This window comes from Roseovarius sp. MBR-51 (assembly GCF_053628575.1).
The window spans coordinates 67,626-94,461 of sequence record NZ_JBRJGQ010000011.1 but is presented as its reverse complement, the minus strand read 5'-3'; the positions used below and the strand labels follow the sequence as shown (position 1 = coordinate 94,461).

Genomic DNA, 26,836 nt, shown 5'->3' with positions numbered 1-26,836 from the left:
AGGCCCGTCATGTCCGAGAAAACTATTCTGCTTGTAGAGGATGAGGACAACATCGCGCTGGCGCTTGAGCATCTGATCGGGCGCGCGGGCTATCGGTTGCGGCGGGTGGCCTCGGGGAATGCCGCGCTGGCGGCGCTGGCCGAAGACCGTCCCGATCTGGTGGTGCTGGATGTCATGTTGCCTGAGCGGTCGGGCTATGAAATTTGCCAGATGATTCGCAGTGATGCCGCCCTCAAAGGGATCAAGGTGCTGATGATGACCGCTGGGGGTGGCGAAGTGGAGCGACGCAAGGGGCTGGCGGTGGGGGCGGATGCCTTTATGACCAAACCCTTTGCCACAGCTGATCTGACCGCGCAAATCGGCGCGCTTCTGGCCGAGGTCGCGCATGATTGAGCGCCTCACGGCGCGGCTTGGGCTGCGGCTGCGGTTTGCGCTTTTCTTTGCGGTATTGGGCCTCGGCGGCGCGCTGATCATTCTGGGTGCGCTCTGGTTCGGCTACGCGCGTGCGGGCGGCCCGATGGATGGCTATGCCATGGCCGGGATGATCGGGATCTTGGGCGTGCTGGGGCTTGCGGCGTGGATCGGTCTCTTGTTTGATGAGAACGTGGCCAAGCCGATCCTCGCCCTAGCCTCTGATCTGACCACACGCGCGCGCGCCGATGTGGATTTGCAGATCAATGAGACGCAGGCCAAGCATCTGAGCACGCTGGCCCCTGCCGCCAATGCGATCAACGCCGCACTTTCGGAAGCGCGCGCCGCACGGACCCGCGCGGTCGAGCGGGAAACCGCGCGGATTGCCCGCGAGAAGGCACTCTTTGAGGCGCTGTTTCGGGATCTGGGCGAGGGGGCGGTGGTGGCCACGCCCGACAACCGTGTGATGCTCTACAACCGCATGGCGCAGGAGTTGTTGGGCGATATTGGCCTTGATCGACCGCTGTCGAATGTCCTACGCCCCGAGCCGGTCATGGATGCGCTGTCGCGGATGCAGGACGCGCGGGTGCGCGGACACATCGGGGCCGAGACCTTTCTCGCGGCCTCAGCCGATGGCAAGCGGTTCCTTCTGGGGCGCGTGAGCCCGATCCTGTCGGATGAGGAACTGTCGGGGCATGTGCTGATTTTCCGTGATGCGACCGAGGATCTGAGCGCGCATGCGCAGCAGGATCACCTGTTCAACACGCTCTTGGAGGGGGTGCGCCGACCGGCGGCCACCATCGGCGCGTTGCTCGATGTTCTGCAATCGGCTGATGACTTGCCGCCCGAGACCCGCGCGACATTCCGCAAGGGGATCGAAGAAGAGGTGGCGCGGCTCTTTGACTGCGTGCGCGACATGGGGGCGCAGCATGCGGGGGTCAAATCCCGACGCTGGCCGATGTCGCCGGTTGCCGCAGCGCATGTGTTCGATGGGTTGAGCGTTCAGGCGCGGGTGCCGCTGAACGTGGCGCGCAGCGAGGCGATGCTGAGTTGTGATGGCTTTGCCGTGACCACGCTCTTGGGTGGGCTGCTGGGCCATCTGGCGGAGGAGGGAACCCGCGATGGATTCAGCCTGAGCGCCGAGCCGGAGGGGGCCGAGACGCGGCTGATCCTGAGGTGGCAGGGCGAGGCGGTGACGGATGGGCAACTGACCGGCTGGCTCAAGGAGCCATTGTCGACGGCCTATGGTGATTATTCCGCGCGCGACGCGCTGAGCGCGCATCAAACCGATCTCTGGGCCGAGGCGGGGGTTGGGGAGCATCGCATCGTGCTGCCCGTGGCGACGGCCGCGCCGCCGCTTGCGCCCGGCGATGCGCGGCCGGAGTTCTATGATTTCAACCTGCCCGAGGTGGCGGGCGGGGAATTGGCCAACCGGCCCCTGTCTGATCTGAGTTTCGTCGTATTCGACACCGAGACCACGGGCCTCTCGCCGCGGGGGGGCGATGAAATCGTGCAGATTGCCGGGTTGCGGATCGTCAACGGGCGCATCCTGCGTGGCGAGAGTTTTGACATGCTGGTCAATCCGGGCCGCGCGATTCCGCCTGCCTCGACGCGGGTGCATCATATCAGCGACGAGATGGTGCAGGGTGCTCCGGATATCATTGAGGCCGGGCGGCGGTTTCACGATTTCTGTCAGGGGGCGGTGCTGGTCGCGCATAACGCGCCGTTTGATCTCGCGTTTCTGCGGCTCAAGGAAAAGGTGATCGGGCGGCGGTTCGACAATCCGGTACTGTGCACCGTGTTGATGTCGGCGGGGCTCTTTGATCACAGCGGGCAGCACACGCTCGATGCGCTCTGCGACCGGTTCGGGATCACCATCCCGCCCGAGGCGCGGCATACCGCGATGGGTGATACGGTCGCCACGGCGGAGGTTTTTGTACGCATGCTGGGGCTCTTGCAGGCCAAGGGTGTCACCACGCTGGGTGGGGCGATTGCCGAAGAGGGGCGGATGACAAAAATCCGCAAGGCGCAGAATTATTGAGGCGCGCTCTGGCGTTTTCGCCCGAGGCATTTTGACCCCGGGGGCTTGGCAAGGCTGCCCATCTGACCGATATGGGGGGCATGGGACACAAGATCGCGACATGTTCATATTGTGGGGCGCGCACCGTTCTGGTGCTGGACCGGGGGCGGCACGAATTGACCTGTGCCAATTGTGGGGCGCCGCTGCATGAAATGAAGGCGATGCCCCGGCGCGACGACGCGGCCGTGCGCCCCAAAGCGCGCCCCATGACCTTGCCCCGACAGGACTATGGCCCAGAGCGACACAGCCCGACCCCACCCCGCAAAGTCAAGCCGCGCAAGGGGTTCGGACGGCGCATGCTGGAAGAGATTTGGGACGGCATCGAGGATATCCTGGACTGATACGCGGAGACTGGCCTGAAATCACTCCGCAGTCACAGGTATATTACAAACTCTTTTTATTCTGAGAATCGGACCCATATCAGTCCCAGAGGCACCGATACGGAACATCGGTGTTTCCTATCACTGTCCCTCGTTCCGCGACTGGCGCCCAAGTTTTTACTTGGGCGCTTTTTTCTGCGCGCGATCCGTGTTTGAGTACCCCCATGAGCGAGCAGTACAGCGATTCCCACCTGCGCGAAATCCTGACCCGGACCCGGCGGGTGGCCGTGATAGGCGTGTCGATGAACCCGGTGCGCCCAAGTTACTATGTGGCGCGGTATCTCAGCATTAAGAAATACGACGTGGTGCCGGTCAATCCGGGCCATGCCGGAGAGGTGTTGTTCGGTCAGACTGTCGTGGCAGGATTGCAGGATATTGAAGGCTCGGTCGATATGATCGACATTTTCCGTCGGTCCGAGCATGTCGGTCCGATTGTGGAAGAGGCGCTTGAGGTGCTGCCGGGGCTGCGCACGGTGTGGATGCAGATTGGCGTCGAGAATGCGGAAGCTGCGGCCATGGCGCGGGCGCGCGGCGTCGATGTGGTGATGAACCGCTGCCCCAAGATCGAATATCAGCGCCTTTTTGGCGAGTTGCGGATGGGCGGGTTCAATACGGGTGTCATTTCCTCGAAGCTATAAGCCCCGCCGCGCCTGTCGAAATTTGAGTATTTTTGGAACACTGAAAAGGCGGTGGATCAACCACCATAGACTGCGCCCCACCGTTCGATGAGCGCCTGTTGCAGCCGTTTGGACCGCGCGTTCCAGCCGCGTGCGCCGGGGGGGCTGTCATCCTGTGAGGGGTCGATCCGAGCGCGCAGACTGTCGCTGGCGGTCAAGATGGCAAAGGCCAGGTCCGCGCCGCCGGGCGTCGTGACATAGCCTGCGAGCGCGCTCACGAAATGCAGCGTGCCGGTCTTGGCCGCCACTTTGAGCGGGTGCTTGCTGTTGGGGCGGCCTTGGGCGTCGCGCAGGTCCACCTGACGCAGCAACGGCCGCAGCAAGCCCGCGCGATGCGCGCGTGCCAAAGCCTGGGCGAGCGCCGCCGCCGAGAGGCGGGACTGGTCGCTGAGGCCTGAGTGATCCTTGAGCGCCGCACCGGACATGCCAAGCGCGCTGGCGGCCCAAGCGTTCATGTCGCGGGCCGATTGCCCGAGACCCACCACCGCGCCGCGTCGTTTGGCAGAGGCGGCAAGCCCGACCATTTCTGCGGTGAGATTGGTCGAGAATTTCAGCATGTCGCGCAGGATGGTGGACAAGGGCGCGCTGGCATGCGTGACGAGGGCGGTCCCACCGGGCAGGCTGGCGATGGGTTTTGGCGCGCCGGTCTTGATCCCATGCGAGCGGGCAAAGGTGGCAAAGACCTCGCCTGCGTAAAGCTCGGGCTTGCGCACCGGCAGCCAGCGCGCGCCCCCGGTGCCAAGGGCCCCGAGCGCCACGGTCCAATCGTCATATGCCCCCGCGTCCTTGTAGGTGTAGACCGGCGTGTTGCGCTCTGCGATGCGCATGCGGGCCATGGTCACATCCGGGCGGTAGCGGTTCGAGCGGGCATCCATGGTGATGGCATATTTGCCGCCCGCGCGTTTCCATTCGAAATGCACGCGGTTGTAATTGAGATTGAGCCCCGAGAGAGCGGGGTTGTAGCCCGCGTGCTCGAGTTGGCTGTCGTCGATGGCGCGCAGAAAAGGCACCGCCCCTCCCCAGACCCGGAACTGACCGCGGATCTCGCGCAGGCCGGTTTTGGCGAGGCTGGATGCGAGGCTGGCCAAGGCATCGGTGTCCAATGTCGGATCGCCGCCCCCGGCGAGAATCAGATCGCCGCTTAGCACCCCACCCGAGATTGGTCCGGTGGCGATGATCCGCGTGGCAAAGCGGTGATCGGGACCGAGCACGTCGAGCGCGTAGAGGGCCGTGACCGCCTTGGTCACGCTGGCCGGGGGCAGGCCAGTCGTGCCCTCGCTGGCCTCAAGCACCTGGCCGGTGCGGGCATCGGCCACGGCATAGCCGACGCGTCCCGAGAGGTTGGCCTCAGAGATCAGCGCTTCGGCAGAGGGGGCGCTGCGCGCGGCCCCTTTGGCGGCGGTTTGCGCCGTCGTGCGCGGGCCACTGCCGGGACGGGCCACAGGGCGCAACGAGACCGCAGGCGCGCCCGCCAAGGCGCTGCCGACGGAGAGCGCCGCAAGTGCGGTGCCGAGAAAGAAACGACGGGAAAGCCTGTGAGTCATGGCGCAGAGTAAATCTCAGGTGGCGTGCGGGCGCAATCGGGATTTGTGACGCAGAGGGTCAGGTTTGCGACGGGCTGATCCATGCGCCGCCTGCCCGCAACCGGGTCGATGAGATATCCATCATCGGCACGTTGAGAAAGCACCAGGCCGGGGCATTGGCATGGCCGAGGGCCTGACTGTCGCGGGCCGGGATGCGGGCGCGGGCATAGATGCGCGCCGCCGGAGAGAGCCGCGCCGATATGCGTTGACCGGGACGCGCCAGCACGCCCACCGGCACCGTGTCCAAGATCTCGCGCCAATCCTGCCAGAGGTGAAACTGCGCCAGATTGTCCGCCCCCATCAGCCAGACAAACCGAACACCGGGGCAGAGCGCGCGCAGCACCCGCAGGGTGGCGGCGGTATGGCGGGTGCCGGTCCGCGCCTCGATATCCGTGATTGCGATGCGCGGATGATCCACCAGCGCGCGGGCGGCCGCCATGCGCTGGTCAAGCGGGGCCGGGCCGGTGGTCTTGAGCGGATTACCAGGACTCACCAGCCACCACAGCCGGTCCAGACCAAAGCGTTTCAGCGCCTCGCGGCTGATATGCAGATGGCCTGCGTGCGGCGGATCGAACGATCCGCCCAAGAGGCCGATCACCTGACCGGGGCGGGCATGGGGCAGGGCATATGTCATTGCCCTTTCATTGCCAGAGGCGCGGGCGGTGTAAAGCGAAAACAAAAGGTGCCATCTGGCCTTGGCCGTGATCTCGCGGGGTGAGGGGCGCGCAGGCCATTGCCCCCGCACGCCCATACGGGTATCACGCGGGCTGAATTATCAGTCACCCAAGCGGAACGGAGCGGCACATCATGGCAGCCTATCAATATGTCTATCACATGCAGGGCGTCTCCAAGGCCTATCCCGGCGGCAAGAAATGCTTTGAGAACATTCACCTCAACTTTTTGCCGGGAGTGAAAATCGGCGTCGTGGGCGTGAACGGCTCGGGGAAATCCACCCTGATGCGGATCATGGCCGGGATGGACAAGGATTTCACCGGCGAGGCCTGGGCCGCCGAGGGCGCGCGTGTGGGATATCTCCCGCAGGAACCGCATCTCGACGAGAGCCTCGATGTGCGCGGCAATGTGATGCTGGGCGTTGCCGCGAAAAAGGCCAAGCTCGACCGCTTTAACGAACTGGCGATGAACTATAGCGACGAGACCGCCGATGAGATGGCGCAGTTGCAGGACGAGATCGACAGCCAGAACCTCTGGGATCTCGACAGTCAGGTCGATATCTCGATGGAGGCGCTGCGCTGCCCGCCCGATGACGCGGCGGTCTCGACCCTCTCGGGGGGCGAGCGTCGCCGGGTGGCCCTGTGCCAACTGCTGCTCGAAGCGCCCGAAATGCTGCTCCTTGACGAGCCGACCAACCACCTCGACGCCGAGACCATCGCGTGGCTGCAACAGCATCTGGTCGCCTATAAGGGCACGATCCTGATCGTCACCCACGACCGCTATTTCCTCGACGAGATCACCAGCTGGATTCTGGAGTTGGACCGGGGCCGGGGCATTCCCTACGAAGGCAATTATTCCGCTTGGTTGGAGCAAAAGGCCAAGCGCCTGATGCAAGAGGCGCGCGAGGATAAATCCAAGCAAAAGACGCTGGAACGCGAATTGGAATGGATGCGCCAAGGTGCCAAGGCGCGTCAGGCCAAGCAAAAAGCCCGGATCAACGCCTATAACGACCTCGCCGGTCAGTCTGAGCGCGAGCGGATCAGCCGCGCGCAGATCGTCATTCCCAACGGTCAGCGTCTGGGCAACAAGGTGATCGAGGTCGAGGGGCTGAAAAAGCACATGGGCGACAAGCTCTTGATCGAAGATCTCAGCTTTTCCCTGCCGCCCGGCGGCATCGTCGGCGTGATCGGCCCCAACGGTGCGGGTAAATCCACGCTCTTCAAGATGCTGACGGGGCAGGAACAGCCCGACGCCGGCACCATCGAATTCGGTGACACGGTGCAGCTCTCTTATGTCGATCAGTCGCGCGACGATCTCAAACCCGAGGATAACGTCTGGGAGGCGATTTCCGGTGGGGCCGAGGTGATCGTGCTGGGCGACGCGCAGATGAATTCCCGCGCCTATTGCGGGGCGTTCAATTTCAAGGGTGGCGATCAGCAGAAGAAAGTGTCGCTCCTCTCGGGCGGTGAGCGCAACCGGGTGCATATGGCGCGGCTCTTGAAAGAGGGCGGCAACGTGCTGCTCCTTGACGAGCCGACCAACGACCTCGACGTTGAAACCCTGCGCGCGCTGGAAGATGCGCTGATGGATTTCGCAGGCTGCGCCGTGGTCATCTCGCACGACCGGTTTTTCCTAGACCGCATCTGCACGCATATCCTCGCCTTTGAGGGGGATGCGCATGTGGAATGGTTCGAGGGCGATTTCTCGGCCTATGAAGAAGACAAGAAGCGCCGCCTAGGCCCGGATGCGTTGGAGCCCAAGCGGGTGAAGCACAAGAAGTTCGTGAGGTAATGCGCGCGCCCCGGGCCTGACCCGGGGCCGCCCACACCGCGTAGGGTGCGCGATGAATGCGCACCAATCAACGGCACCCGTCCGCGCCACGGTGCGCAATGAATGCGCACCCTACGGCTGGACTTACCGGTGCGCCTTGGGCCATGAGGTGACGATACGATACGATACGTTCGCGAGGCAATGTTATGCGAGCTTGACTAACTCACCGAGGTTGCGTCACGGTCTACATCCTCCTCGACGGAAAATTGAAAAACTGGACGCACATTTTGCCTTAGAACACGGAAGGAGCGGACGGTCTCATGATGTTAGAGTGGGTTCATCGATTTGCTGACACTTGGGGTTGGGCGATGAGCAAAGCGGACTTCCTTCCATTCGGTATTGGAAAGGGAATACTTTTGTTGCTCATATTATGGTTCATAGCGAGCTTTCTTTTTACACTGTCTTATATTCGCTACCGTATCTTTGGTGGTGAACCGCCTGACGATTTTGCCTATTATTCGGTTCCCTCTTTATTCATTATTTTGTTGCTGGCCGGTATAATGGCAATAAGCCTTTTCACAAGATAAACGCGCACAGAGCAACGAAGTGATCGTCATGCCAACGGCATGCTTCCTGCGTGGCGCCGACCGCGCGGAGGACATCGCGTGCCACACCGTTCACACCTTTTTCCGCGCGCCTGCCAACATGAAACATGGGGCTATTCCCGGCCCCGCCCGTTACAAAACCTTCACTTGAACTTCCCGTTACTTCCGATATCCATGAAATATGGAAAAACTTGCCCCCACACGTCTTGCAACCTTGGGTCATCCGCAGCGGCTGGCGATCTTTCGGCTGCTCATGCGCCGCTACCCGGATCGTATTCCCGCGGGTGAATTGGCCACGGTGCTGGGCCTCAAGTCTTCGACCCTCTCTGCCTATCTCGCAGCCTTGATGCAGGCCGGGTTGGTGGTGCAAGAGCGGTCCGGCACATCCCTTCGATATTCCATCGACATGACAGAGGTGCGACGCACCTTCGATTACCTGTTCAACGACTGTTGTCGCGGGCGCCCGGATATCTGCGCGCCGTTCCCCACCCTCAGAGGAGGCCCCGATATGGCCCACCGGAAATACACCGTGCTTTTCATCTGCGTCGGCAATTCGGCGCGCTCGATCTTTGCCGAGACCATCCTGCGCGACATGGCGGGCGACCGGTTCACCGTCCATTCCGCCGGAACGAGGCCCTATTCCGAGCTTAATCCCTTTGCTCTGGAGGTGCTGCGCGCCAAGGGCCATGACCTGAGCCCGCTGCGCGCCAAGAACGTGTCAGAGTTCACCGGCCCCGATGCCCCGGCGCTCGATTTCGTCTTTACCGTCTGCGATACGGCGGCGAATGAGGAATGCCCTGCCTGGGAAGGCCAGCCCGTCAGCGCCCATTGGGGCATGCCCGACCCGGTCAAGGTCGAGGGCACGGAGGCGCAGAAAAGCCTTGCGTTTCAGCAGGCTTATGGCGCGCTCCGAAATCGGATCACGGCCTTTGCGGCGCTGCCCATCGAGACCCTCGATCGTGTGAGCCTGCAAGCCGCCGTCGATGACATCGCGCGGCACTCTGCGGGGCAGGGCGCATGACGGTCTATGCCATCAACGGGCTGGGCCGGATCGGCAAGCTGATCCTCAAGCCGCTCATGGAGCGCGGCGCGCAGATTGCATGGATCAACGACGCGGTGGGCGATGCCGCCATGCACGCCCATCTGCTCGAATTCGACACGGTGCATGGGCGTTGGGACGCCAGTTTCGGGCATGACGACGGCGCGGTGATCATCAATGGCGTGCGTCTGCCGTTCATCGGCGCGCGGGATTTAGGGGAATTGCCGCTCGATGGTGTGGACGTGGTGATCGACTGCACGGGCATTTTCAAGACCGAGGCCAAGATCGCGCCCTATTTCGCGGCAGGCGTCAAGAAAGTCGTTGTCTCTGCCCCGGTCAAGGATGGCGATGCCGCCAACATCGTCTACGGCGTCAATCACGCGGTTTATGAGCCTGCACGGCACCGCATCGTGACGGCGGCAAGCTGCACGACCAACTGTCTCGCGCCCGTCGTCAAGGTGCTGCACGAGAGCATCGGCATCAAGCACGGGTCGATCACCACGATCCATGATGTGACCAACACGCAGACCATCGTGGACCGGCCCGCCAAGGACCTGCGCCGTGCGCGCTCGGCGCTCAATTCGCTGATCCCAACCACCACGGGGAGCGCCACGGCGATCACGTTGATTTATCCGGAGCTGAAAGGCCGCTTGAATGGCCATGCCGTGCGCGTGCCGCTGCTCAATGCGTCGATCACCGATTGTGTGTTCGAGATGGAGCGCGAGACCACGGTGGAGGAGGTCAACGCGCTGTTTCAGGCGGCGTCCGAGGGGCCGCTTGCGGGTATTCTGGGCTATGAAACCCGCCCGCTTGTCAGCGCCGACTACACCAATGACACCCGGTCGGGCATTGTCGATGCCCCCTCGACCATGGTGGTCAATGGCACGCAGGTAAAGGTCTATGTCTGGTATGACAACGAGATGGGCTATGCGCACCGCTTGGTCGATGTGGCCTGCATGGTCGGGGACAGCCTGTGACCGCAAGACCCGAAGGCCTGAGCGCCTATATCGCCGTCACGGCGGCCTATTGGGCCTTTATGCTCAGCGATGGCGCGCTCAGGATGCTGGTGCTCTTGCATTTTCACACGCTGGGCTTCAGCCCGGTGCAATTGGCCTATCTCTTTCTTCTCTACGAGTTTGCGGGGATGGTGACGAACCTCTCGGCGGGCTGGATCGCGGCGCGGTTCGGGTTGACGGCGACGCTCTATGCGGGGCTTGGCCTGCAGGTGGGGGCGCTGATTGCGCTGGCGCAACTGGACCCAGAGTGGAGCCTCGCGCTTTCGGTGGGCTTTGTGATGGCGGTGCAGGGGGCGTCAGGCGTGGCCAAGGATCTGGCCAAGATGTCGTCGAAATCCGCGGTCAAATTGTTGGCCCCGTCGGAGGACGGCGGGCTTTTCCGCTGGGTCGCGGTGCTCACCGGGTCCAAGAACGCGGTCAAGGGGGTTGGGTTTCTGTTGGGCGCGGCGCTCTTGGCGGGGATCGGGTTCGTGGGCGCGGTCTGGGCCATGGCGGGCGTGCTGGCGGTGATCCTGATTGCCGTGGTCCTTGCCATGCCGCCGGGGCTGCCACGAGGGCGCAAGGGGGCGAAATTCTCGGAAGTCTTCTCGAAATCCGCGAATGTGAACTGGCTGAGTGCGGCGCGCGTGTTTCTCTTTGGCGCGCGCGATGTGTGGTTCGTGGTGGGCATCCCGATCTATTTCTACGGTGTCTTGTCGGACGGGTCCGAGGCCGGGAACCGCGCGGCGTTCTTTCTGATCGGCACGTTCATGGCGGGGTGGATCATCCTCTATGGCGCGGTGCAGGCCTCGGCCCCCAAGATCCTGCGGGCCAAGTCGCGGCCTGAGGCGGCGTTGATCGCGGCCGCGCGGGGATGGGCGCTGGCGCTCTGCGGGGTGCCTGCGGTGCTGACCGTGCTGGCGCTGATGGCCGGGGGGGCGCAGCCGTGGCTTACGGTGGCGCTGGTGGTGGGGTTGCTGGTCTTCGGCGTCATCTTTGCCGTCAATTCGGCGCTGCATTCCTATCTGATCCTTGCCTTTACCCGTGCCGAACGGGTGACACTGGATGTAGGGTTCTATTACATGGCCAATGCCGGGGGGCGGCTCTTGGGCACGCTGCTGTCGGGATTGACCTATCAATTGGGGGGGCTTGCGCTCATGCTGGGGGTGGCCACAGGGCTGGTGGCGCTGTCGGCACTGGCGGCGGGGCGGCTGACCCCACAGGAAAAGGCAGAGGCATGAGTGGTTTCGAGCGGTATCTGACGGTCTGGGTTGGGCTGGCGATGGCGGCGGGCGTGATCCTTGGCCTTGTGGCACCGGGCCTGATCGCGGCGATTGCGGCGGCAGAGGTGGCGCGGGTCAATCTGGTGGTGGCGGTGCTGATCTGGGCGATGGTCTATCCGATGATGGTCGGCGTCGATCCATCAAGTCTGAGCCAGGTGGCGCGCCAACCAAAAGGTCTGGCGATTACGCTGGTGGTCAATTGGCTGATCAAGCCGTTCAGCATGGCCGCGCTGGCGGTGCTGTTCTTTGAGGGGGTCTTTGCCGATCTGATCGCCCCTGCCGATGCCCAGCAATATATCGCCGGGCTGATCCTCTTGGGCGCTGCGCCCTGCACGGCGATGGTGTTTGTCTGGTCGCAACTGACCAAGGGCGACGAGAGCTACACGCTCTTGCAGGTCTCGGTCAACGATGTGGTGATGGTCTTTGCTTTTGCCCCGCTTGTGGCGTTCTTGCTGGGGGTCACGGATATTGTCGTGCCGTGGGAGACGCTGGTGCTGTCGGTGCTGCTCTTTGTGGCGCTGCCGCTGGCGGCGGGGTTGCTCACGCGGCGCAGGCTTGGGTCCGAGGCGCGGATTGCGGCGTTTCAGGCGCGGGTCAAGCCGTGGTCGATCCTCGGGCTGATTGCAACGGTGGTGATCCTCTTTGGCCTGCAGGGCCGGGTGATCGTCGAGCGGCCGATGGTGATCGGGCTGATCGCGGTGCCCATTATCTTGCAAAGCTACGGGATTTTCGTGCTGGCCTATGCGGCGGCGTGGCTGCTCAGAGTGCCGCACCGGATTGCCGCGCCCTGTGCGCTGATCGGGACGTCGAATTTCTTTGAACTCGCGGTGGCGGTGGCGATTTCGCTCTTTGGGCTCAATTCCGGGGCGGCTCTGGCGACGGTGGTCGGCGTGCTGGTCGAAGTGCCGGTGATGCTGTCGCTGGTGGCATTGGCCAACCGGACGCGGGCGCGGTTTCCCTGAGCCCTTCCATGGAAAAGCCCCGCGCGGTGGCGCGGGGCCTTTTGCCTTGCGGTCTGGCTTGGGCTTACTGCGAGAAGGTCGCCAGATAGGCGGCCACATCCTCGCCGCCCTTGGCGAGCTTGAAGGTCATCTTGGAGCGGCTGCCCAGATATTCGCTCGGGTCTTTGACATAGGCTGCAAGCTCTGCCTCGTCCCAAACCAGACCCTCGGCCCCTTTTGCGGCCAGACCGTCAGAATACTTGAAGTCCTCGACGCTGCCCGCCGTGCGGCCAATCACACCATAGAGATTCGGGCCGGTCTTGCCGCCCTTGACGATCGTTTCGCTGTCCGAGGCGATCATGTGGCAGGCTTTGCATTTGTTGAATTCTTTTTCGCCTTTGGCGGCGTCGCCTTCGGCGAAAGCGGGCAGGGAGAGCGCCACGAGCGTGGCGGAAGCGGCGAGAAGGGTCTTCATGAGCTACCTCATTGGGGTTTGGTTGCATTCCGGGTGTAACCATAGCCCGACTGCCCCGGCTTGCAACCTCCAACTTTGGTAGAGGCTGTGGTTTGCCTCAGTCAAATGCCTGTGAAAAGCTCTGACGCAGAGCCACATCGAGGTCGGCCATGGTGACCGGCAGGCCTAGGTCCACGAGAGAGGTCACGCCGTGGTCTGTGATCCCGCAGGGCACGATGCCGGTGAAATGCTCCAGGTCGGGTTCGACGTTGATCGAGATACCGTGAAAGCTGATCCATTTGCGCAGGCGGATGCCGATGGCGGCGATCTTGTCCTCAGCCGGTTGGCCTGTGGCTGTGAGCGGTTTGTCAGGTCGGGTGACCCAGACACCCACGCGACCCGGTCGTATTTCCCCAATCACATTGAATTCGGCCAGCGTGGCGATGACCCAGTCTTCCAGTTGGCGCACGAAGCAACGCACATCGCGGCCCCGCTTGCCCACGTCGAGCATGATGTAGACGACGCGCTGACCGGGGCCATGATAGGTATATTGCCCGCCGCGTTTCGCCTCATAGACGGGAAAGCGGTCAGGATCGGTCAAATCCGCCGGTTTGGCCGAGGTGCCGGCGGTGTAGAGCGGCGGATGCTCTAAGAGCCAGATCGCCTCGGCTGCGGTGCCGTCGGCGATTCGCGCAACACGCTCCTCCATCGCGGCTACGGCCACCGGATAGGGCACAAGATCGGCGGAGAGGTGCCATTCCACACCCGTTTGGTCGATTGCAATAGGGGTTTTGAGCGGCAAGGTTTGACTCTGTCTACGTGTAAGGGAAAACTTGTGGTAGATTGTCCTATCGAGTTTTGCACCTGCTTAGGGGAGATGAGAGATGTTTTCAAAACGAATTATGATGGCTGCATTGGCGGCATCGGTGGCAGTGCCTGCGGGCGTAGCCCATGCGGATTTCAAGGATGGACTGGTCGGGGGGCTGGTTGGTGGTGCCGTCAGTGGCATCATCGTGAACGAAAGCGCCAAAGCGCGGGAACGCAAACAACAAACCACGACCACGACGCGGCGGGTCTATCAGGCTCCGGCTCCGGTCAACACGGTCGAGCGCCAGCAAGTCCGCGAAGAACAGACAGCGCTGAATTACTTTGGCTTTCCGGCAGGGTCACCTGATGGCGTGCGCGGCCGCAACACCCGCGACGCGGCGGCGCAGTTTCAGGCGCATATGGGCTATCCTGCGACCGGCTATCTGGCCGATTACGAGCGTCAGTTTTTGATCAGCTCGTATTACCGCGCACAGAGCAGCGGAGCGGCCACCGCGCAGTTGATCGCGCAACGCGGACAGGGGACGCGCGGACTGTTGCATGCCTATCGCGACGAGGCCGTCGGCGTGCCGACCTATGCGGCGGCGCCCGTGCCTGTGCCGACAGCGCCGTCGCCAGTGATGGCCTCCATTCCAGAGGCGGCGCAGGTGCCGGCGGCAAGCACGGCTCCGGTTGCGGCCCCGGCTGCAGTCGGATTCGCCGCGCTGCCCAATCTCATGGCCTCGGGCGGCGAAGGTCCGTCTCTGGCATCGCATTGTAATCAGGTCAGTCTGATCACCAATTCAAACGGCGGTTTTGTAACTGAGGCGTCGCTGGGCGATTCGCGCGTTGCGCTGAACGAGCAGTTCTGCCTCGCACGTACATATGCGATTGCCGAAGGCGAGACGATGGCGGCCGCTCTCAAGGGCGTGACACCGGCACAACTGGAAGAACAGTGCCGCGCCTTTGAGCCTGCGATGCGGGATCATGTGGCGGCGCTCTCGCTGAATTCACGCGAAGAGGTCGTGCAGAACGTGCGCGGTTTCGTGCTCCAATCGGGGCAATCCCCGGCGCAATTGTCGGGAACGGCGAAAATCTGTCTTTCGGTGGGCTACCGGATCGACAATATGAACGTGGCGCTTGGCTCTGCCCTGTTGCTTACAGCCTTGGGCGAGGAACCTTACGGTGAGTTGATGGGACATCACCTGAACGAAGGCTTTGGCACAACGCGGCGCCCTGATCTGGCCCTGGCATGGTATCAAGGGGCTGTTGAGGCGATCGAGCGCGGCGCAGAGCCCGTTTTCGCCCCCGGCAACACTGAGCGCACCGGGCTTTTGCGCAAGGCGGCGTTCAAAACGCAGGGCGCAGCGGCGGACGCTTCAGAGAGCGTGCAGCCGGTTGCAACCCTGCCGACATTCAAGTTGGAATAGGCGCGCAGTGCATCGTTTGAAAAACCGGAGGGGCAATGTGTTTTGCCCCTTCACAAGCCTGATTAGTTTGCATATACGGCCCGCACCTACCTGATCACGTGCGGTCGTGGCGGAATTGGTAGACGCGCAGCGTTGAGGTCGCTGTGGGGTAACACCCGTGGAGGTTCGAGTCCTCTCGACCGCACCATTTCACCCGTCTTGGGTTGAAATCTGATCAAAATACAGTCCGGACATATGACGTGGTGACGAGGTGAGCGTGGCTGGCGCAGGTTGCCGCAGGGTCATTCCCACCAGCGGTCAATGGTGGCGATATCCGCGTCCGACCAGCCGAAGTGATGCGCGAATTCATGCACCACCACATGCGTGATCAAATCGGCCAGATCAATATCGCCCCGGTCGCGCCACTCGTCGAGGATCGGTTCGCGGAAGAGCCAGATCGTATCGGGGCCAAGCGGCTGATCAAAGTGGGATTTCTCGGTGAGCGGGATGCCTTCGTAGAGGCCTGTCAGATCAAGTGGATCGTCAATCTCCATCTCGTCGAGCAGATGTTGGGGGGGCCAGTCCACGACCAGCAATGCCACCTCTTGCGCCGCAGGTCGAAACGCCGGGGGCAGGGCGGCTATGGCCGCGCGGGCCATATCCTCAAAGCTGGCGAGATCGGGGGCGGGGCTGTCCATGCCCGGCATATGGGGGGCAGGGGCGGAAATGTAAATCCGCCCCCGCGTCGTCCAATCAGAGCATCAACTGATAGCTCGCGGGCACATATTGGAACCCGTCGCCGCGCGTTTCGACATAGCCCACGGCGGGGAAGGGCATGTGATAGCCGATGAACGGCACCTTATCGGCGGCCAGCATATCCAGAACCTTGCGGCGGGTGGCGGCGGCCTGTGCCTTGTCCATGTCGAACTTGACCTCCCAATCAGGATACCCAAGCGACCAGACGTAGTGATTGGCGAAATCGGCGGCGATAGCCAGCGATTTGCCGCCGCTCTCGATCATATAGGCGGTGTGGCCGGGGGTATGGCCGGGGGCGGACATGGCGGTGATGCCCGAGGCCACGCTGGCCCCGTCACCGATCATCTCGGTCTTTTCGGCCAGCGGGCGCATCTTGGCGTCGAACCCTTCGTTGCCAGCCGCCGCCCAGTGATCGTATTCGGTGCTGGCGGTCACGTAGCGGGCATTCGGGAAGGTGGCGGTGCCGCCTTCGCCCATCAGGCCGCCGATATGGTCGCCGTGCATATGGGTGATGACCACCACATCGACCTGATCGGGGGTGTAACCCGCAGCGGCGAGCGCGCCGGTGATCGCCTCGGGATTGAGACCGGTGTCAAAGAGCACAAGCTCGGCACCGGTGTTGATCACGGTGGGCGTAAAGAAGAACTGCGCCTGATCGATGGGAATATTGTTGGCGGCAGAGACCTGCGCAAATTCCTCGGCGCTGACGTTGAGGCCAAAGATCGTCTGCGGTTCAGGGCGCGGCATGGTGGCGGCGAGCAGGGTCGTCACCTCGAAATCCCCGAGCGTCACCCGATTGAACCGTGTGGTGGCAGCCCCCAGCATCGGCGCTGCTGCGCGTGCGGATGTTCCGGCGATGCCGGCCAGCGGGAGCGCAGCGGCTGATCCGAGAACCGCGCGGCGGGTGAGAGTAATGTGGGACATGAAAACCTCCTGTTTTTTGTTCCTCACAGAGAGTAGCGTAATTTGATGTAGTGCAGTTATCGTTCACACAAAATTGAGGTATCAGCGCGTCTGTAATCGTTCCTTCTAAAGCCCCGCACCAAAGGCTCGCTTGCGGCCATGTTCACCCTTTTTCAAAACCGCGATTACGCCCGCCTATTCTGTGCTCAGGTCGTGGCGTTGATTGGTACGGGCCTGTTGAGCGTTGCGCTCGGCCTGTTGGCCTATGATCTGTCGGGGGATCGCGCGGGATTGGTTCTGGGTACTGCCTATACGATCAAGATGGTTGCCTATGTGGGACTGTCACCCGTAGCGCAGGCCGTGGTGCAACGCCTGCCGCGCAAGGGAGTGTTGATCGGGGCCGACCTGTTGCGTGCGGCTGTCGGACTGTGTCTGCCTTTTGTGAGTGATCTGTGGCAGATCTACGCGTTGATCTTCATCTTGCAGGCTGCCTCGGCCACCTTCACCCCGGCCTATCAGGCGGTGCTGCCTGATGTGCTCCCGGATGAGCGGGACTATACACGCGCGCTGTCTTTGTCACGGGTGGCCTATGATCTGGAGAATATGGTCAGCCCGGCGCTTGCAGGCGTTTTGTTGATGGTGATGAGCTATCACTGGCTATTTCTGGGCACGGTCGCTGGGTTTGTGGGATCTGCGTTGTTGGTGGCTGTAACCGCAGTTCCGATGGTGCATGGCACGGTGGCAGATCGTCCCTTTCGCGAGCGTCTCTTTCGGGGGTTGCGCATTTACCTGGCTACACCCCGGCTGCGTGGGTTGTTGGCGCTCAATTTCGCCGCGGCCTCTGTCGGGGCATTCGTGCTTGTGAACACGGTGGTGTTGGTGCGGAGCGGTTATGGCGGGAGCGAGAGTGACTTGGCGCTGGCCATGGCCGCCTTCGGGGCGGGGTCCATGGGTGCCGCGTTGATGCTGCCGCGGCTGCTGGGTCATGTGACGGATCGGCGTGTGATGGTGATGGCCGCGCGGGGCTTGATTATTGTGGCATTGGTCATGGGGGCGGTGCTTTGGCGTGGTGGGGTAACGGACTGGGGCGTGTTCCTGCTGAGTTGGGCCATGATCGGGTTTCTTTACTCTGGCGTTCTCACGCCGTCGGGGCGGCTCTTGCGGCGCTCGGCCCATGCCGAGGATCGCCCGGCGGTCTTTGCCGCGCAGTTCGCGCTCAGCCATGCCTGCTGGCTGGTGAGCTATCCTCTGGCGGGATGGGCTGGGCAGATGCTTGGGATGGGGCCGGCCCTGATGCTGCTGGCCGGTTTGGCGGTTTTGGGGCTGCTTGCAGCGGCGTGGCTATGGCCTGCCGACCTGCCGGACGCGCCCCGGCATGAGCATCCCGATCTGCCGCCCGATCATCCGCATTTGCGCGCCCATGGCGGCCGCAAGCACGTGCACCCTTTGGTGATTGACGATGAACATCGCGTTTGGCCCACTCAAGGCTGATCCGCCGCAATCTGGACAATCGGGCACGGCTGTGACACATCGCGCGACAGAGTCAGGAGACACCCATGATCACCACCCGCTTTGCCCCGTCGCCCACCGGCTATATCCATGTCGGCAATCTGCGCACCGCGCTGATGAACTATCTCATTGCCCGGCGCGCGGGGGGCACGTTTATCCTGCGGATCGACGACACCGACGCTGAACGCTCGAAAGAAGCCTATGTCGATGCGCTCAAGCAGGATCTGGAGTGGCTGGGCCTGCATTGGGACCGGATCGAGCGGCAATCGCTGCGACTGGACCGTTATGCCGAAGCGGCGGACAAGCTGCGCAGCATGGAGCGGTTCTATGAGGCGTTCGAGACACCGACGGAACTCGACCTCAAGCGCAAGAAGCAGCTCAACATGGGCCGCCCGCCGGTCTATGACCGTGCGGCGCTTGCGCTGAGCGACGCGGAGAAGGACAAGCTGCGCGCAGAGCGGGGCAATGGCGTGTGGCGGTTCAAACTGATCCAGGAGCGGATCGAGTGGCGCGACGGCATTTTGGGCGATATTTCGATTGATGCGGCCTCGGTCAGTGATCCGGTTCTCATTCGCGGCGATGGTCAGGTGCTCTATACGCTGGCATCGGTGGTGGATGATGTGGACATGGGCGTTACGCATATCGTGCGCGGCTCGGACCATGTGACCAATACCGCCACGCAAATCCAGATCATCGAGGCGCTAGGGGCAAAACCACCGCAGTTCGCGCATCACTCGCTCTTGACGGGTCCGCAGGGCGAGGCGCTGTCGAAACGTCTGGGCGCGCTGTCATTGCGCGACCTGCGCGCGCAGGGGATCGAGCCGATGGCGCTCTTGAGCCTGATGGCGCGGTTGGGGTCGGCTGATCCGGTGGAGCTGCGTACGGAGATGGCGCAGTTGATCGAGGGCTTTGATATCGAGCGGTTTGGCTCTGCGCCGACCAAGTTCGATGAGAATGACCTCTTTCCGCTGACCGCGCGGCATCTGGCGGCGCTGCCGTTCGAGGCGGTGGCGGGCAAGATCGCGGAGATCGGCGTGCCCGAGGCACTGGCCCCGCAATTCTGGGAAGTCACGCGCGAGAATATCACCACGCTCAAGGACCTTGAGGGGTGGTGGGTGCTCTTTCGGGATGGGGCAGAGCCGGTGATCGAGGACGAGGATCGGGAGTTTGTGGCGCAAGCGATGGCGCTCTTGCCTGAGGGTCCGCATGATGCAGAGACCTGGGGCAAGTGGACGAGTGCCGTCAAAGAGGCCACGGGCCGCAAGGGCAAGGGTCTTTTCATGCCGCTGCGCAAGGCGCTGACAGGCCAAGTGCATGGGCCGGAAATGGCGCAGGTGCTGCCGCTCTTGCAGGTGATCAAGGCGAAGGGCTGAGCACCGCCGCGCGTAACCGCGACTTGTCACGCTCAAGGGTCAGCGCTAATTCAGCGTGTTCCAATGCGTGCTGCGCCATGTCGCGCGCCGCCTCGGCCAGATCATGGTCGGGTGCGACGGCAAGGCGCGCGAGAGCGTGTTGCAGGCGCAGGGCCACCTCAATCTGACCGGCCCCATCGCGGGCCACCCCGAGAAACGCGTTCTCAATCATCGCTGCGCGCGACATATCAGGCATAAAGAGGCGCGGAAATCGCGGGCTGGTTTCGTTGGGTGTGGCATTGGCCCAATCGAGCAAGAGCTTCTCCTGACGGCATACAACGGCGATTGCGGTGCCCGGATCATTGATCCCCGGTGAGAGCGCCCGTGACGCGGTTTCGGAGAGGACCAGAAGCCCGTAAGCCGCATCCTGTTCAAAGCTGCGGTTTGCGGCGATGGTCAGGCTCTGGCAGATGGCGTTTGAGTCGTCCTCGCGCAGACCTGTGGCATGGCCGATGGTCTGGCCTTTGATCAAATAGTCGCCGGGTCGAACATAGATGTAGACGCGGGTCTGATCCGTTCTCAGCTTTTCGCTGATGGCGTGCATGTCGATCAATTGCAGATACCCGGTGGCCGGGGCTTTGAGAGGCCGCGCGTCGGTCGGCAAGACAGTGGACGCGGTCAGGCACCTTGCACCGAGGGCCGGCAGATTACGAGCGCGGGCCAGGCAGTGGTGCGCCTCCTGCTCGATGGAATGAAGCGTCGCGTCCATGCTGCCCAGATCGCTCAATCGGTTGATCCACCGCAAAAGCGCCAGAACCACCAGCACCACCACCACCACGGTAAAGCCCAGCACCAACACGCTGGCCCCTTCGGGATAAAAGCCTGACTTGAAGAGGATGATTGCGCTCAGCGCATAGACAAAAGCGCCGATGAAGGTGGCCAGAACTGTGTGGGTGGTTGTGTCTGCCAATAGAATTCTGTGAACCCTCGGCGTTGTCTGTCCGGCGGCGGCATTATGTGCCGTCACCATGACATTCAGAGAGAAGGTGCTCACCGCCAGCATGCTAGAGGCTAGAATTGTCAGGATCGGCATCACGGCGTCTGGCGTGAAGCGTTCCTTCAGAGTGTTGGGGATGTGCTGGTTTAGTAAAATGGCAGCCGCAGAGGCCAGCACCGCCAATAGGGCAAAGAGCGCGACCCTGAGCCAGAGTTTGCGGCTGAAGCGCAGCAGATAAAGGGCCGTGGTTGAAAGGATTTGAATTTTCACGCGCGGGCCTTTGTCAATCGGAATGGTCTATGAGAGAGACGCCCAACCGGTCCAGGTGATGGTCCGTCTGAGTGCGCTCAAACGTGCTGAGGCTTTGGTGACGGGGATAGAGTGGTTTTGCTCGATCGTCCAGAACGGGCGCGTCCCAGCCGAGAGTGGTGTCAAAGAAACGCTGCACGCCCGCTACGCCAAACTCGTGCAAATAGCCTTGGACGACAACGTCGAGATAGCTGAGCAAGATTGGATGCGCCTGCGTTGGCGCACCGTGATACCCATCCGGGATCGTGTAGACAGCGATGTTTGGGGTATGGGGAAGGGTGTGGCGCACCTGATGTGTTGCCGTCGCGCGGACATAAGCCGCCTCGCGGAGATCGAGAGCGGGCCAGTCGGCTTCGGGTACGGGGGCGATGAGCCCGTCAATTTCCGCCTCCGGGTCGGGCACAACCGTCAGATAGGCCACAGGCCGCAGGTCCGTGTGTCGCCAAACCCGCCGCCATCCTGTCAGTCGAGCGGGAATTGCACTGGCAAAGGAGTGGCTCGCGCGGTTCACGAGGCTGCCGTATCCAAAGAAATATGAGTTTCCAATCAAGGTTTCCGTCCCGGTTTTGATCTGAATCATGGTCACATGCCCGTTTCGACGCAAGACTTGGCGCAGTCAATCAGAGGTCAGGGCCAATCATGCGGATCACCAAACGGACCAATATCGCCATTCGGCTGTTGATGTTTTGCGCCTCGAACAATGACCGTCTCGTCACCAAAGCCGAGATTGCCGAGCGCTGCAACACATCTGAGAGCCATTTGGCGCAGATCATCAATCGACTGTCACAGTTGGGTTTCCTCTATACCCAGCGTGGGCGCACGGGCGGCGTGCGCCTCGGGCGTCCGATGACAGAGATCACTGTGGGTGATGTATTTCGCCAGTTGGAGCAGAACACGCCGGTGGCGGAGTGTTTTGCCGATGTCGACAACACCTGTCCTCTGACCGATGCCTGCCGCTTGCGGGTGGCGCTGGTTGATGCGGTCGAGGCGTTTTATGCGCATCTCGACGAGGTGACGCTGGATGCGCTGGTCTGCGACAACGAGGCGCTCTTCACGATCTTTTCAGCGGCCCCCTGTATCAAACAGGCTTGAACTGGCGCGCGCTGTATACTAGCGTCTACCACAGATCGGATAGGGAGAACTGGCACGCGCCAGTGCCGAAGGAGCAACCGCCCCGGAAACTCTCAGGCGCAAGGACCTACCCGATCACGGAACTCTGGAGAGACCCCGATCTTGAGCGGGGCGCCGACGGGATAGCGATCTCAGGCGAAAGGACAGAGGGGGCATCGTGGCGCGGCCTGTGATGGGTTTTGCGCTTTGGCGGTGCCGGACTGATCGACAGACGATCCGGACCAGAGCAAAGGGAAGGATGCGGATGTCTGATCTGCAAATAACGCCGTTGAATGCGTTGCACCGCGAGTTGGGGGCCAAGATGGTGCCTTTCGCAGGCTATGACATGCCGGTGCAATATCCCATGGGCGTGATGAAGGAACATCTGCATTGTCGCGCCAAGGCTGGCCTCTTTGACGTGAGCCACATGGGACAAGTGATCCTGCGCGCGCCGGGTGGATATGCCGCCCTCGCGCAGGCAATCGAGGGGTTGGTGCCCGTCGACCTGTTGGGTCTTGGCGTGATGCGGCAACGCTATGGCATGTTTACCAATGAAACGGGCGGCATTCTGGATGATCTGATGCTGGCCAACCGGGGCAATCACATGTTCGTTGTGGTCAATGCCGCCTGCAAGGGTGCCGATCTCGCGCATATGCGGGCTGGATTGCCGGGGGTCACGGTCGAGGAAATCACCGACCGCGCGCTTTTGGCCTTGCAAGGCCCCGCCGCCGAGGCGGTGCTGGAGGCGATGGTGCCGGGCGTGGCCGCGATGCGCTTTATGGATGTGGGCATCTTCGGCTCGGAGTTTGGCGAGCTGTGGATTTCGCGTTCGGGGTACACGGGCGAGGATGGGTTCGAGATTTCGATGCCCGAGACGCAGGCAGACCGGCTCGCGCGCGCTCTCTTGGCGCATGAGGATGTCGAACCGATTGGATTGGGTGCGCGCGACAGCCTGCGGCTTGAGGCGGGTTTGTGCCTTTATGGCCATGACATCGACATCGGCACCACCCCGGTCGAGGCCAGTCTGAGTTGGGCCATCCAGAAGGTCCGCCGCTCGGGTGGCACGCGCGCGGGCGGATTTCCGGGCGCCGAGCGTATCCTGAACGAATTGCATCAGGGTGCCCCCCGCGCCCGCGTCGGCCTGCGCCCAGAGGGGCGCGCACCGATGCGCGAGGGAACGGTGCTTTTCGCAGATGTCGAAGGAGGCGAGCCTGTAGGTCATGTAACCTCTGGCGCCTTTGGCCCGACCATCGAGGCGCCGATGTCGATGGGCTATGTCCCTCAGGGCTTGGCCTCTGAGGGTACAGAGCTATACGGTGAGGTGCGCGGCAAACGCCTGCCCGTCCGGGTGGCCAAGCTGCCCTTTACCCCCGCCACTTTCAAACGCTGAGCAACAGGGAGCCTGAAAGCGATGAAATTTACTGAAGAACATGAATGGCTGCGCGTCGAAGATGACGTCGTGGTCGTGGGCATCACCGAGCACGCCAGCGAGCAACTCGGCGATGTGGTCTTTGTCGACCTGCCCGAGGTGGGCCGGGAGGTGGTCAAGGATGATGGCGTTGTGGTGATCGAAAGCGTCAAGGCCGCCTCGGATATTCTTGCCCCCATTGACGGCGAGATCGTCGAGGTCAACGAGGCCCTGCTTGATGATCCGGGCAAGGTCAATGAAGACCCGATGGGCGATGCCTGGTTCTTCAAGATCAAGCCGGCCGATCCCAGCCAGATGGATGAGTATATGGATGAGGCCGCCTATCAGGCCCATATCGCCTGAACCCGCCCGCCGGAGGTGCGGACGGCCCCAAAGAGTTTCGGGCCTCCGGCGGGAGTATTTTTGCCAAAAAGAAGCAGCAGGTTGGCGTGATGCCGCCTGCGCGATCTGATGAGGACAAACCCATGTCGTTCAAAGCGACCGATTATCTGCCCTATGACTTCGCCAATCGCCGCCATATCGGCCCCTCGCCCGAGGAAATGACCGAGATGTTCAAGGTTCTGGGTGTCGCATCTCTCGAGGCGCTGATTGATGAAACGGTGCCGAAATCCATCCGTCAGGAAAAACCGCTCGATTTCGGCAAGCCGAAGTCCGAGCAGGAATTGCAATTCCACATGTGGCAGACCGCGTCCAAGAACAAGGTTCTGACCTCGCTCATCGGGCAGGGCTATCATGGCACGGTGACGCCGCCTGCGATCCAGCGGAACATCTTTGAAAATCCGGCGTGGTACACGGCCTACACCCCCTATCAGCCGGAGATCAGCCAAGGGCGGCTTGAGGCGCTGTTGAACTTTCAGACCATGGTCAGCGATCTGACCGGGCTGGAAATCGCCAATGCCTCGCTCTTGGATGAAGCGACGGCGGCGGCAGAGGCCATGACCATGGCGCAGCGCGTGGCCAAATCCAAGGCCAAGGCGTTTTTCGTCGATGAAAACTGCCATCCACAGAATATCGCGGTGATCCAGACCCGCGCCGCGCCTCTGGGGATCGAGGTGATCGTGGGCAGCCCGGATGATCTGGAGGCGGACAAGGTCTTTGCCGCGATTTTTCAGTATCCCGGCACCTATGGCACGCTGCGCGATTTCACCCCCGAGATTGCAGCCCTGCATGACAGCGGCGCGCTGGGCATCGTGATTGCCGATCCGCTGGCATTGACGCTGCTCAAGGAGCCGGGGGCGATGGGGGCGGATATCGCCGTGGGTTCGACGCAACGCTTTGGTGTGCCGGTGGGCTATGGCGGACCGCATGCCGCCTACATGGCGACCAAGGATGCCTACAAGCGCGCCATGCCGGGGCGGATTGTGGGCGTGTCCATCGACAGCCACGGCAACCGCGCCTACCGCCTGAGCCTGCAAACCCGCGAGCAACATATCCGCCGCGAAAAGGCCACCTCGAACGTCTGCACCGCGCAGGCGCTCTTGGCGGTCATGGCGTCGATGTATGCGGTGTTTCACGGTCCCAAAGGGCTGCGCGCCATCGCTCAGCGCATCCACCGCAAGACGGTGCGTCTGGCCAAGGGGCTGGAGGCGGCGGGCTTTCATGTGGAGCCGGGTGATTTCTTTGACACGATCACGGTCGATGTGGGGCTCTTGCAGCGTGGCGTGCTGCAATCGGCGGTGCGCGAAGGGATCAACCTGCGCCGCGTGGGGGAGACGCGGATCGGCATCACGCTCGACGAGCGCAGCCGCACGGCCACCATCGAGGCGGTCTGGCGGGCCTTTGGCATCATCATGGAGGATGCCGATTTCACGCCCGAATACCGCATCCCCGATGCGTTGCAGCGCGAGAGCGATTATCTGACCCATCCGATTTTCCATATGAACCGCGCCGAGACGGAGATGATGCGTTACATGCGGCGTCTGGCGGATCGTGATCTGGCGCTGGATCGCGCGATGATCCCGCTTGGGTCCTGCACGATGAAGCTCAATTCCGCCGCCGAGATGATGCCGGTCAGTTGGCGCGAATTCTCGCTCTTGCATCCCTTTGTGCCTGCCGATCAGGCGCTTGGCTATAAAGAGATGATCGACGATCTGAGCGCCAAGCTCTGTGACATCACCGGCTATGCCGCCATTTCCATGCAGCCCAATTCCGGCGCGCAGGGGGAATATGCGGGGCTCTTGACCATTTCTGCCTATCACCGGGCGCAGGGGCAGGGGCATCGCCGCGTGTGCCTGATCCCCGTCAGCGCCCATGGCACCAACCCGGCAAGCGCGCAGATGGTGGGCTGGGATGTGGTTGTCGTCAAATCCGCCGAGAATGGCGATATCGACGTGGAGGATTTCCGCGCCAAGGCCGAGAAGCACTCGGAGAACCTTGCCGGCTGCATGATCACCTATCCGTCAACCCATGGCGTATTCGAGGAAACGGTGCGCGAAGTTTGCGAGATCACGCATGGACATGGCGGGCAGGTCTATATCGACGGGGCCAATATGAATGCCATGGTGGGCCTCTCGCGCCCCGGTGATCTGGGGGGCGACGTGAGCCATCTCAACCTGCATAAGACCTTCTGCATCCCGCATGGTGGCGGCGGTCCCGGCATGGGGCCGATTGGCGTCAAGGCGCATCTGGTGCCACATTTGCCGGGGCATCCCGAAACCGGCGGGGCCGAGGGGCCGGTTAGCGCCGCGCCGTTTGGCTCGCCCTCGCTCTTGCCGATTTCATGGGCCTATTGCCTGATGATGGGCGGTGCGGGGCTGACGCAGGCAACACGGGTTGCAATCCTCAACGCCAACTACATCGCCAAGCGGCTCGAAGGGGCCTTTCCGGTGCTTTACAAGGGCCGGGGTGGCCGGGTGGCGCATGAGTGCATCCTTGATGTGCGCCCCTTTGCCGAGAGTGCGGGCGTGACCGTGGACGACATCGCCAAGCGGCTGATTGATTGCGGGTTCCATGCGCCGACGATGAGCTGGCCGGTGGCGGGCACGCTGATGGTGGAGCCGACCGAGAGCGAGACCAAGGCCGAGCTTGACCGCTTCTGCGACGCGATGCTGGCCATCCGCGAAGAGATTCGCGACATCGAAGAAGGCCGGATTGATGCGGAGAACAACCCGCTCAAGAATGCACCGCACACGATGGAGGATCTCGTCAAGGATTGGGATCGGCCCTATAGCCGTGAACAGGGATGCTTCCCGCCGGGCGCCTTCCGCGTGGACAAATACTGGCCGCCGGTCAACCGGGTGGACAATGTTTACGGCGACCGGCATCTGGTCTGCACCTGCCCGCCGCTCGAGGATTATGCCGAGGCCGCGGAATGATCTGCTCAATGACCTGTGAGAAACGAAAAAAGGCGGCCTTTGGGGGGCCGCCTT

At 62.4% G+C, this 26,836-nt stretch carries 25 protein-coding genes, 1 tRNA gene and 1 riboswitch; of the genes, 18 read left to right on the top strand and 8 right to left on the bottom strand.

From position 1 onward, the window contains the following. Window positions 1-9: 9 nt before the first annotated feature. The 4 genes from ACSSVY_RS16360 (at window position 10) to ACSSVY_RS16345 (ending at window position 3,509) form a co-directional block, all read left to right on the top strand. On the top strand, window positions 10-393 hold the full coding sequence (locus ACSSVY_RS16360; protein ID WP_009818043.1) for a response regulator transcription factor: 384 nt from the start codon (window positions 10-12) through the stop codon (window positions 391-393). Continuing rightward, window positions 386-2,452: an exonuclease domain-containing protein gene (locus tag ACSSVY_RS16355; protein WP_454270638.1), complete on the top strand. Its 2,067-nt coding sequence runs from the start codon at window positions 386-388 to the stop codon at window positions 2,450-2,452. Before ACSSVY_RS16360 ends, ACSSVY_RS16355 begins: the two co-directional genes overlap by 8 nt. A gap of 80 nt (window positions 2,453-2,532) precedes the next feature. Beyond that, window positions 2,533-2,832, top strand: coding sequence for a hypothetical protein (locus ACSSVY_RS16350; protein ID WP_454270637.1), 300 nt, complete (start codon window positions 2,533-2,535; stop codon window positions 2,830-2,832). Window positions 2,833-3,035: 203 nt separating this feature from the next. Then, window positions 3,036-3,509 (top strand): CoA-binding protein, encoded by a 474-nt coding sequence (locus ACSSVY_RS16345; protein WP_454270636.1) that lies wholly within the window; start codon window positions 3,036-3,038, stop codon window positions 3,507-3,509. A 56-nt stretch (window positions 3,510-3,565) separates the two neighbouring features. On the opposite strand, the gene dacB is transcribed toward ACSSVY_RS16345, so the two are convergent. Continuing rightward, window positions 3,566-5,092 (bottom strand): D-alanyl-D-alanine carboxypeptidase/D-alanyl-D-alanine endopeptidase, encoded by a 1,527-nt coding sequence (gene dacB / locus ACSSVY_RS16340; RefSeq protein WP_454270635.1) that lies wholly within the window; start codon window positions 5,090-5,092, stop codon window positions 3,566-3,568. A 58-nt stretch (window positions 5,093-5,150) separates the two neighbouring features. Next, the gene (locus tag ACSSVY_RS16335) at window positions 5,151-5,765 is read right to left on the bottom strand and encodes a nicotinate-nucleotide adenylyltransferase (RefSeq protein WP_454270634.1); all 615 of its coding nucleotides are present in this window, start codon (window positions 5,763-5,765) and stop codon (window positions 5,151-5,153) included. 173 nt (window positions 5,766-5,938) lie between these two features. Here ACSSVY_RS16335 and ettA point away from each other — a divergent pair, with 173 nt between their 5' ends. The 6 genes from ettA (at window position 5,939) to arsB (ending at window position 12,457) form a co-directional block, all read left to right on the top strand. Further along, the gene (gene ettA / locus ACSSVY_RS16330) at window positions 5,939-7,594 is read left to right on the top strand and encodes an energy-dependent translational throttle protein EttA (RefSeq protein WP_454270633.1); all 1,656 of its coding nucleotides are present in this window, start codon (window positions 5,939-5,941) and stop codon (window positions 7,592-7,594) included. A gap of 299 nt (window positions 7,595-7,893) precedes the next feature. Continuing rightward, the gene (locus ACSSVY_RS16325; protein WP_454270632.1) at window positions 7,894-8,160 is read left to right on the top strand and encodes a hypothetical protein; all 267 of its coding nucleotides are present in this window, start codon (window positions 7,894-7,896) and stop codon (window positions 8,158-8,160) included. Window positions 8,161-8,359: 199 nt separating this feature from the next. Continuing rightward, a complete protein-coding gene (locus ACSSVY_RS16320; protein WP_454270631.1) occupies window positions 8,360-9,199 on the top strand; it encodes an arsenate reductase/protein-tyrosine-phosphatase family protein in 840 nt (279 codons plus the stop codon). Then, window positions 9,196-10,194: an ArsJ-associated glyceraldehyde-3-phosphate dehydrogenase gene (locus ACSSVY_RS16315; RefSeq protein WP_454270630.1), complete on the top strand. Its 999-nt coding sequence runs from the start codon at window positions 9,196-9,198 to the stop codon at window positions 10,192-10,194. Before ACSSVY_RS16320 ends, ACSSVY_RS16315 begins: the two co-directional genes overlap by 4 nt. After that, the gene (gene arsJ, locus ACSSVY_RS16310; RefSeq protein ID WP_454270629.1) at window positions 10,191-11,453 is read left to right on the top strand and encodes an organoarsenical effux MFS transporter ArsJ; all 1,263 of its coding nucleotides are present in this window, start codon (window positions 10,191-10,193) and stop codon (window positions 11,451-11,453) included. Before ACSSVY_RS16315 ends, arsJ begins: the two co-directional genes overlap by 4 nt. Continuing rightward, a complete protein-coding gene (gene arsB / locus ACSSVY_RS16305) occupies window positions 11,450-12,457 on the top strand; it encodes an ACR3 family arsenite efflux transporter (protein ID WP_454270628.1) in 1,008 nt (335 codons plus the stop codon). The genes arsJ and arsB overlap by 4 nt, the downstream gene beginning before the upstream one ends. Before the next feature lie 64 nt (window positions 12,458-12,521). Here arsB and ACSSVY_RS16300 read toward each other — a convergent pair whose 3' ends face one another. After that, window positions 12,522-12,911, bottom strand: a complete 390-nt coding sequence (locus ACSSVY_RS16300; RefSeq protein WP_454270627.1) for a c-type cytochrome — start codon at window positions 12,909-12,911, stop codon at window positions 12,522-12,524. Between the two features lie 97 nt (window positions 12,912-13,008). Continuing rightward, window positions 13,009-13,692 (bottom strand): lipoyl(octanoyl) transferase LipB, encoded by a 684-nt coding sequence (gene lipB / locus ACSSVY_RS16295; protein WP_454270626.1) that lies wholly within the window; start codon window positions 13,690-13,692, stop codon window positions 13,009-13,011. A 100-nt stretch (window positions 13,693-13,792) separates the two neighbouring features. On the opposite strand from lipB, the gene ACSSVY_RS16290 reads away from it, so the two are divergent. Together ACSSVY_RS16290 and ACSSVY_RS16285 are read left to right on the top strand one after the other, a co-directional pair. Further along, window positions 13,793-15,124 carry a peptidoglycan-binding domain-containing protein gene (locus ACSSVY_RS16290; protein ID WP_454270625.1) on the top strand — a complete coding sequence of 444 codons (1,332 nt, stop codon included), beginning with the start codon at window positions 13,793-13,795 and terminating at the stop codon, window positions 15,122-15,124. A gap of 100 nt (window positions 15,125-15,224) precedes the next feature. Continuing rightward, window positions 15,225-15,311, top strand: a tRNA-Leu gene (locus ACSSVY_RS16285). A gap of 94 nt (window positions 15,312-15,405) precedes the next feature. On the opposite strand, the gene ACSSVY_RS16280 is transcribed toward ACSSVY_RS16285, so the two are convergent. Together ACSSVY_RS16280 and ACSSVY_RS16275 are read right to left on the bottom strand one after the other, a co-directional pair. Next, window positions 15,406-15,801: a metallopeptidase family protein gene (locus tag ACSSVY_RS16280; RefSeq protein ID WP_454270624.1), complete on the bottom strand. Its 396-nt coding sequence runs from the start codon at window positions 15,799-15,801 to the stop codon at window positions 15,406-15,408. 55 nt (window positions 15,802-15,856) lie between these two features. Next, window positions 15,857-16,783: an MBL fold metallo-hydrolase gene (locus tag ACSSVY_RS16275; RefSeq protein WP_454270623.1), complete on the bottom strand. Its 927-nt coding sequence runs from the start codon at window positions 16,781-16,783 to the stop codon at window positions 15,857-15,859. Window positions 16,784-16,921: 138 nt separating this feature from the next. Here ACSSVY_RS16275 and ACSSVY_RS16270 point away from each other — a divergent pair, with 138 nt between their 5' ends. Beyond that, the gene (locus tag ACSSVY_RS16270) at window positions 16,922-18,253 is read left to right on the top strand and encodes an MFS transporter (RefSeq protein WP_454270622.1); all 1,332 of its coding nucleotides are present in this window, start codon (window positions 16,922-16,924) and stop codon (window positions 18,251-18,253) included. A gap of 65 nt (window positions 18,254-18,318) precedes the next feature. Next, complete coding sequence (gene gltX, locus ACSSVY_RS16265; RefSeq protein ID WP_454270621.1) at window positions 18,319-19,644, top strand: glutamate--tRNA ligase; 1,326 nt, start codon at window positions 18,319-18,321, stop codon at window positions 19,642-19,644. Here the strand turns inward: gltX and ACSSVY_RS16260 are convergent. Both ACSSVY_RS16260 and ACSSVY_RS16255 read right to left on the bottom strand, forming a co-directional pair. Then, window positions 19,628-20,890 carry a DUF2254 domain-containing protein gene (locus tag ACSSVY_RS16260; protein WP_454270620.1) on the bottom strand — a complete coding sequence of 421 codons (1,263 nt, stop codon included), beginning with the start codon at window positions 20,888-20,890 and terminating at the stop codon, window positions 19,628-19,630. The two genes, gltX and ACSSVY_RS16260, sit on opposite strands and share 17 nt — an antisense overlap. Before the next feature lie 13 nt (window positions 20,891-20,903). Next, on the bottom strand, window positions 20,904-21,509 hold the full coding sequence (locus ACSSVY_RS16255; RefSeq protein WP_454270619.1) for a gamma-glutamylcyclotransferase family protein: 606 nt from the start codon (window positions 21,507-21,509) through the stop codon (window positions 20,904-20,906). Between the two features lie 59 nt (window positions 21,510-21,568). On the opposite strand from ACSSVY_RS16255, the gene ACSSVY_RS16250 reads away from it, so the two are divergent. The 4 genes from ACSSVY_RS16250 (at window position 21,569) to gcvP (ending at window position 26,782) form a co-directional block, all read left to right on the top strand. Further along, the gene (locus ACSSVY_RS16250) at window positions 21,569-22,021 is read left to right on the top strand and encodes an RrF2 family transcriptional regulator (protein ID WP_454270618.1); all 453 of its coding nucleotides are present in this window, start codon (window positions 21,569-21,571) and stop codon (window positions 22,019-22,021) included. A 31-nt stretch (window positions 22,022-22,052) separates the two neighbouring features. Continuing rightward, window positions 22,053-22,139, top strand: a riboswitch (glycine riboswitch). Window positions 22,140-22,304: 165 nt separating this feature from the next. Continuing rightward, window positions 22,305-23,429 carry a glycine cleavage system aminomethyltransferase GcvT gene (gene gcvT, locus ACSSVY_RS16245; RefSeq protein ID WP_454270617.1) on the top strand — a complete coding sequence of 375 codons (1,125 nt, stop codon included), beginning with the start codon at window positions 22,305-22,307 and terminating at the stop codon, window positions 23,427-23,429. 21 nt (window positions 23,430-23,450) lie between these two features. After that, complete coding sequence (gene gcvH, locus ACSSVY_RS16240; protein ID WP_009818071.1) at window positions 23,451-23,810, top strand: glycine cleavage system protein GcvH; 360 nt, start codon at window positions 23,451-23,453, stop codon at window positions 23,808-23,810. Between the two features lie 122 nt (window positions 23,811-23,932). After that, complete coding sequence (gene gcvP, locus ACSSVY_RS16235; RefSeq protein WP_454270616.1) at window positions 23,933-26,782, top strand: aminomethyl-transferring glycine dehydrogenase; 2,850 nt, start codon at window positions 23,933-23,935, stop codon at window positions 26,780-26,782. Window positions 26,783-26,836: the final 54 nt, after the last annotated feature.

Excerpts from the sequence above, each read along its gene's own strand:
- ACSSVY_RS16280 (WP_454270624.1), bottom strand. The coding sequence starts at position 15,801 with ATGGACAGCCCCGCCCCCGATCTCGCCAGCTTTGAGGATATGGCCCGC.
- ACSSVY_RS16335 (WP_454270634.1), bottom strand. The coding sequence starts at position 5,765 with ATGACATATGCCCTGCCCCATGCCCGCCCCGGTCAGGTGATCGGCCTC.
- ACSSVY_RS16250 (WP_454270618.1), top strand. The coding sequence starts at position 21,569 with ATGCGGATCACCAAACGGACCAATATCGCCATTCGGCTGTTGATGTTT.
- gltX (WP_454270621.1), top strand. The coding sequence starts at position 18,319 with ATGATCACCACCCGCTTTGCCCCGTCGCCCACCGGCTATATCCATGTC.
- ACSSVY_RS16360 (WP_009818043.1), top strand. The coding sequence starts at position 10 with ATGTCCGAGAAAACTATTCTGCTTGTAGAGGATGAGGACAACATCGCG.
- ACSSVY_RS16275 (WP_454270623.1), bottom strand. The coding sequence starts at position 16,783 with ATGTCCCACATTACTCTCACCCGCCGCGCGGTTCTCGGATCAGCCGCT.
- ACSSVY_RS16350 (WP_454270637.1), top strand. The coding sequence starts at position 2,533 with ATGGGACACAAGATCGCGACATGTTCATATTGTGGGGCGCGCACCGTT.
- ACSSVY_RS16255 (WP_454270619.1), bottom strand. The coding sequence starts at position 21,509 with ATGATTCAGATCAAAACCGGGACGGAAACCTTGATTGGAAACTCATAT.
- ettA (WP_454270633.1), top strand. The coding sequence starts at position 5,939 with ATGGCAGCCTATCAATATGTCTATCACATGCAGGGCGTCTCCAAGGCC.
- ACSSVY_RS16345 (WP_454270636.1), top strand. The coding sequence starts at position 3,036 with ATGAGCGAGCAGTACAGCGATTCCCACCTGCGCGAAATCCTGACCCGG.
- dacB (WP_454270635.1), bottom strand. The coding sequence starts at position 5,092 with ATGACTCACAGGCTTTCCCGTCGTTTCTTTCTCGGCACCGCACTTGCG.
- gcvT (WP_454270617.1), top strand. The coding sequence starts at position 22,305 with ATGTCTGATCTGCAAATAACGCCGTTGAATGCGTTGCACCGCGAGTTG.
- ACSSVY_RS16270 (WP_454270622.1), top strand. The coding sequence starts at position 16,922 with ATGTTCACCCTTTTTCAAAACCGCGATTACGCCCGCCTATTCTGTGCT.
- ACSSVY_RS16320 (WP_454270631.1), top strand. The coding sequence starts at position 8,360 with ATGGAAAAACTTGCCCCCACACGTCTTGCAACCTTGGGTCATCCGCAG.
- ACSSVY_RS16315 (WP_454270630.1), top strand. The coding sequence starts at position 9,196 with ATGACGGTCTATGCCATCAACGGGCTGGGCCGGATCGGCAAGCTGATC.
- gcvH (WP_009818071.1), top strand. The coding sequence starts at position 23,451 with ATGAAATTTACTGAAGAACATGAATGGCTGCGCGTCGAAGATGACGTC.
- gcvP (WP_454270616.1), top strand. The coding sequence starts at position 23,933 with ATGTCGTTCAAAGCGACCGATTATCTGCCCTATGACTTCGCCAATCGC.
- arsB (WP_454270628.1), top strand. The coding sequence starts at position 11,450 with ATGAGTGGTTTCGAGCGGTATCTGACGGTCTGGGTTGGGCTGGCGATG.
- ACSSVY_RS16300 (WP_454270627.1), bottom strand. The coding sequence starts at position 12,911 with ATGAAGACCCTTCTCGCCGCTTCCGCCACGCTCGTGGCGCTCTCCCTG.
- ACSSVY_RS16325 (WP_454270632.1), top strand. The coding sequence starts at position 7,894 with ATGATGTTAGAGTGGGTTCATCGATTTGCTGACACTTGGGGTTGGGCG.
- ACSSVY_RS16355 (WP_454270638.1), top strand. The coding sequence starts at position 386 with ATGATTGAGCGCCTCACGGCGCGGCTTGGGCTGCGGCTGCGGTTTGCG.
- ACSSVY_RS16290 (WP_454270625.1), top strand. The coding sequence starts at position 13,793 with ATGATGGCTGCATTGGCGGCATCGGTGGCAGTGCCTGCGGGCGTAGCC.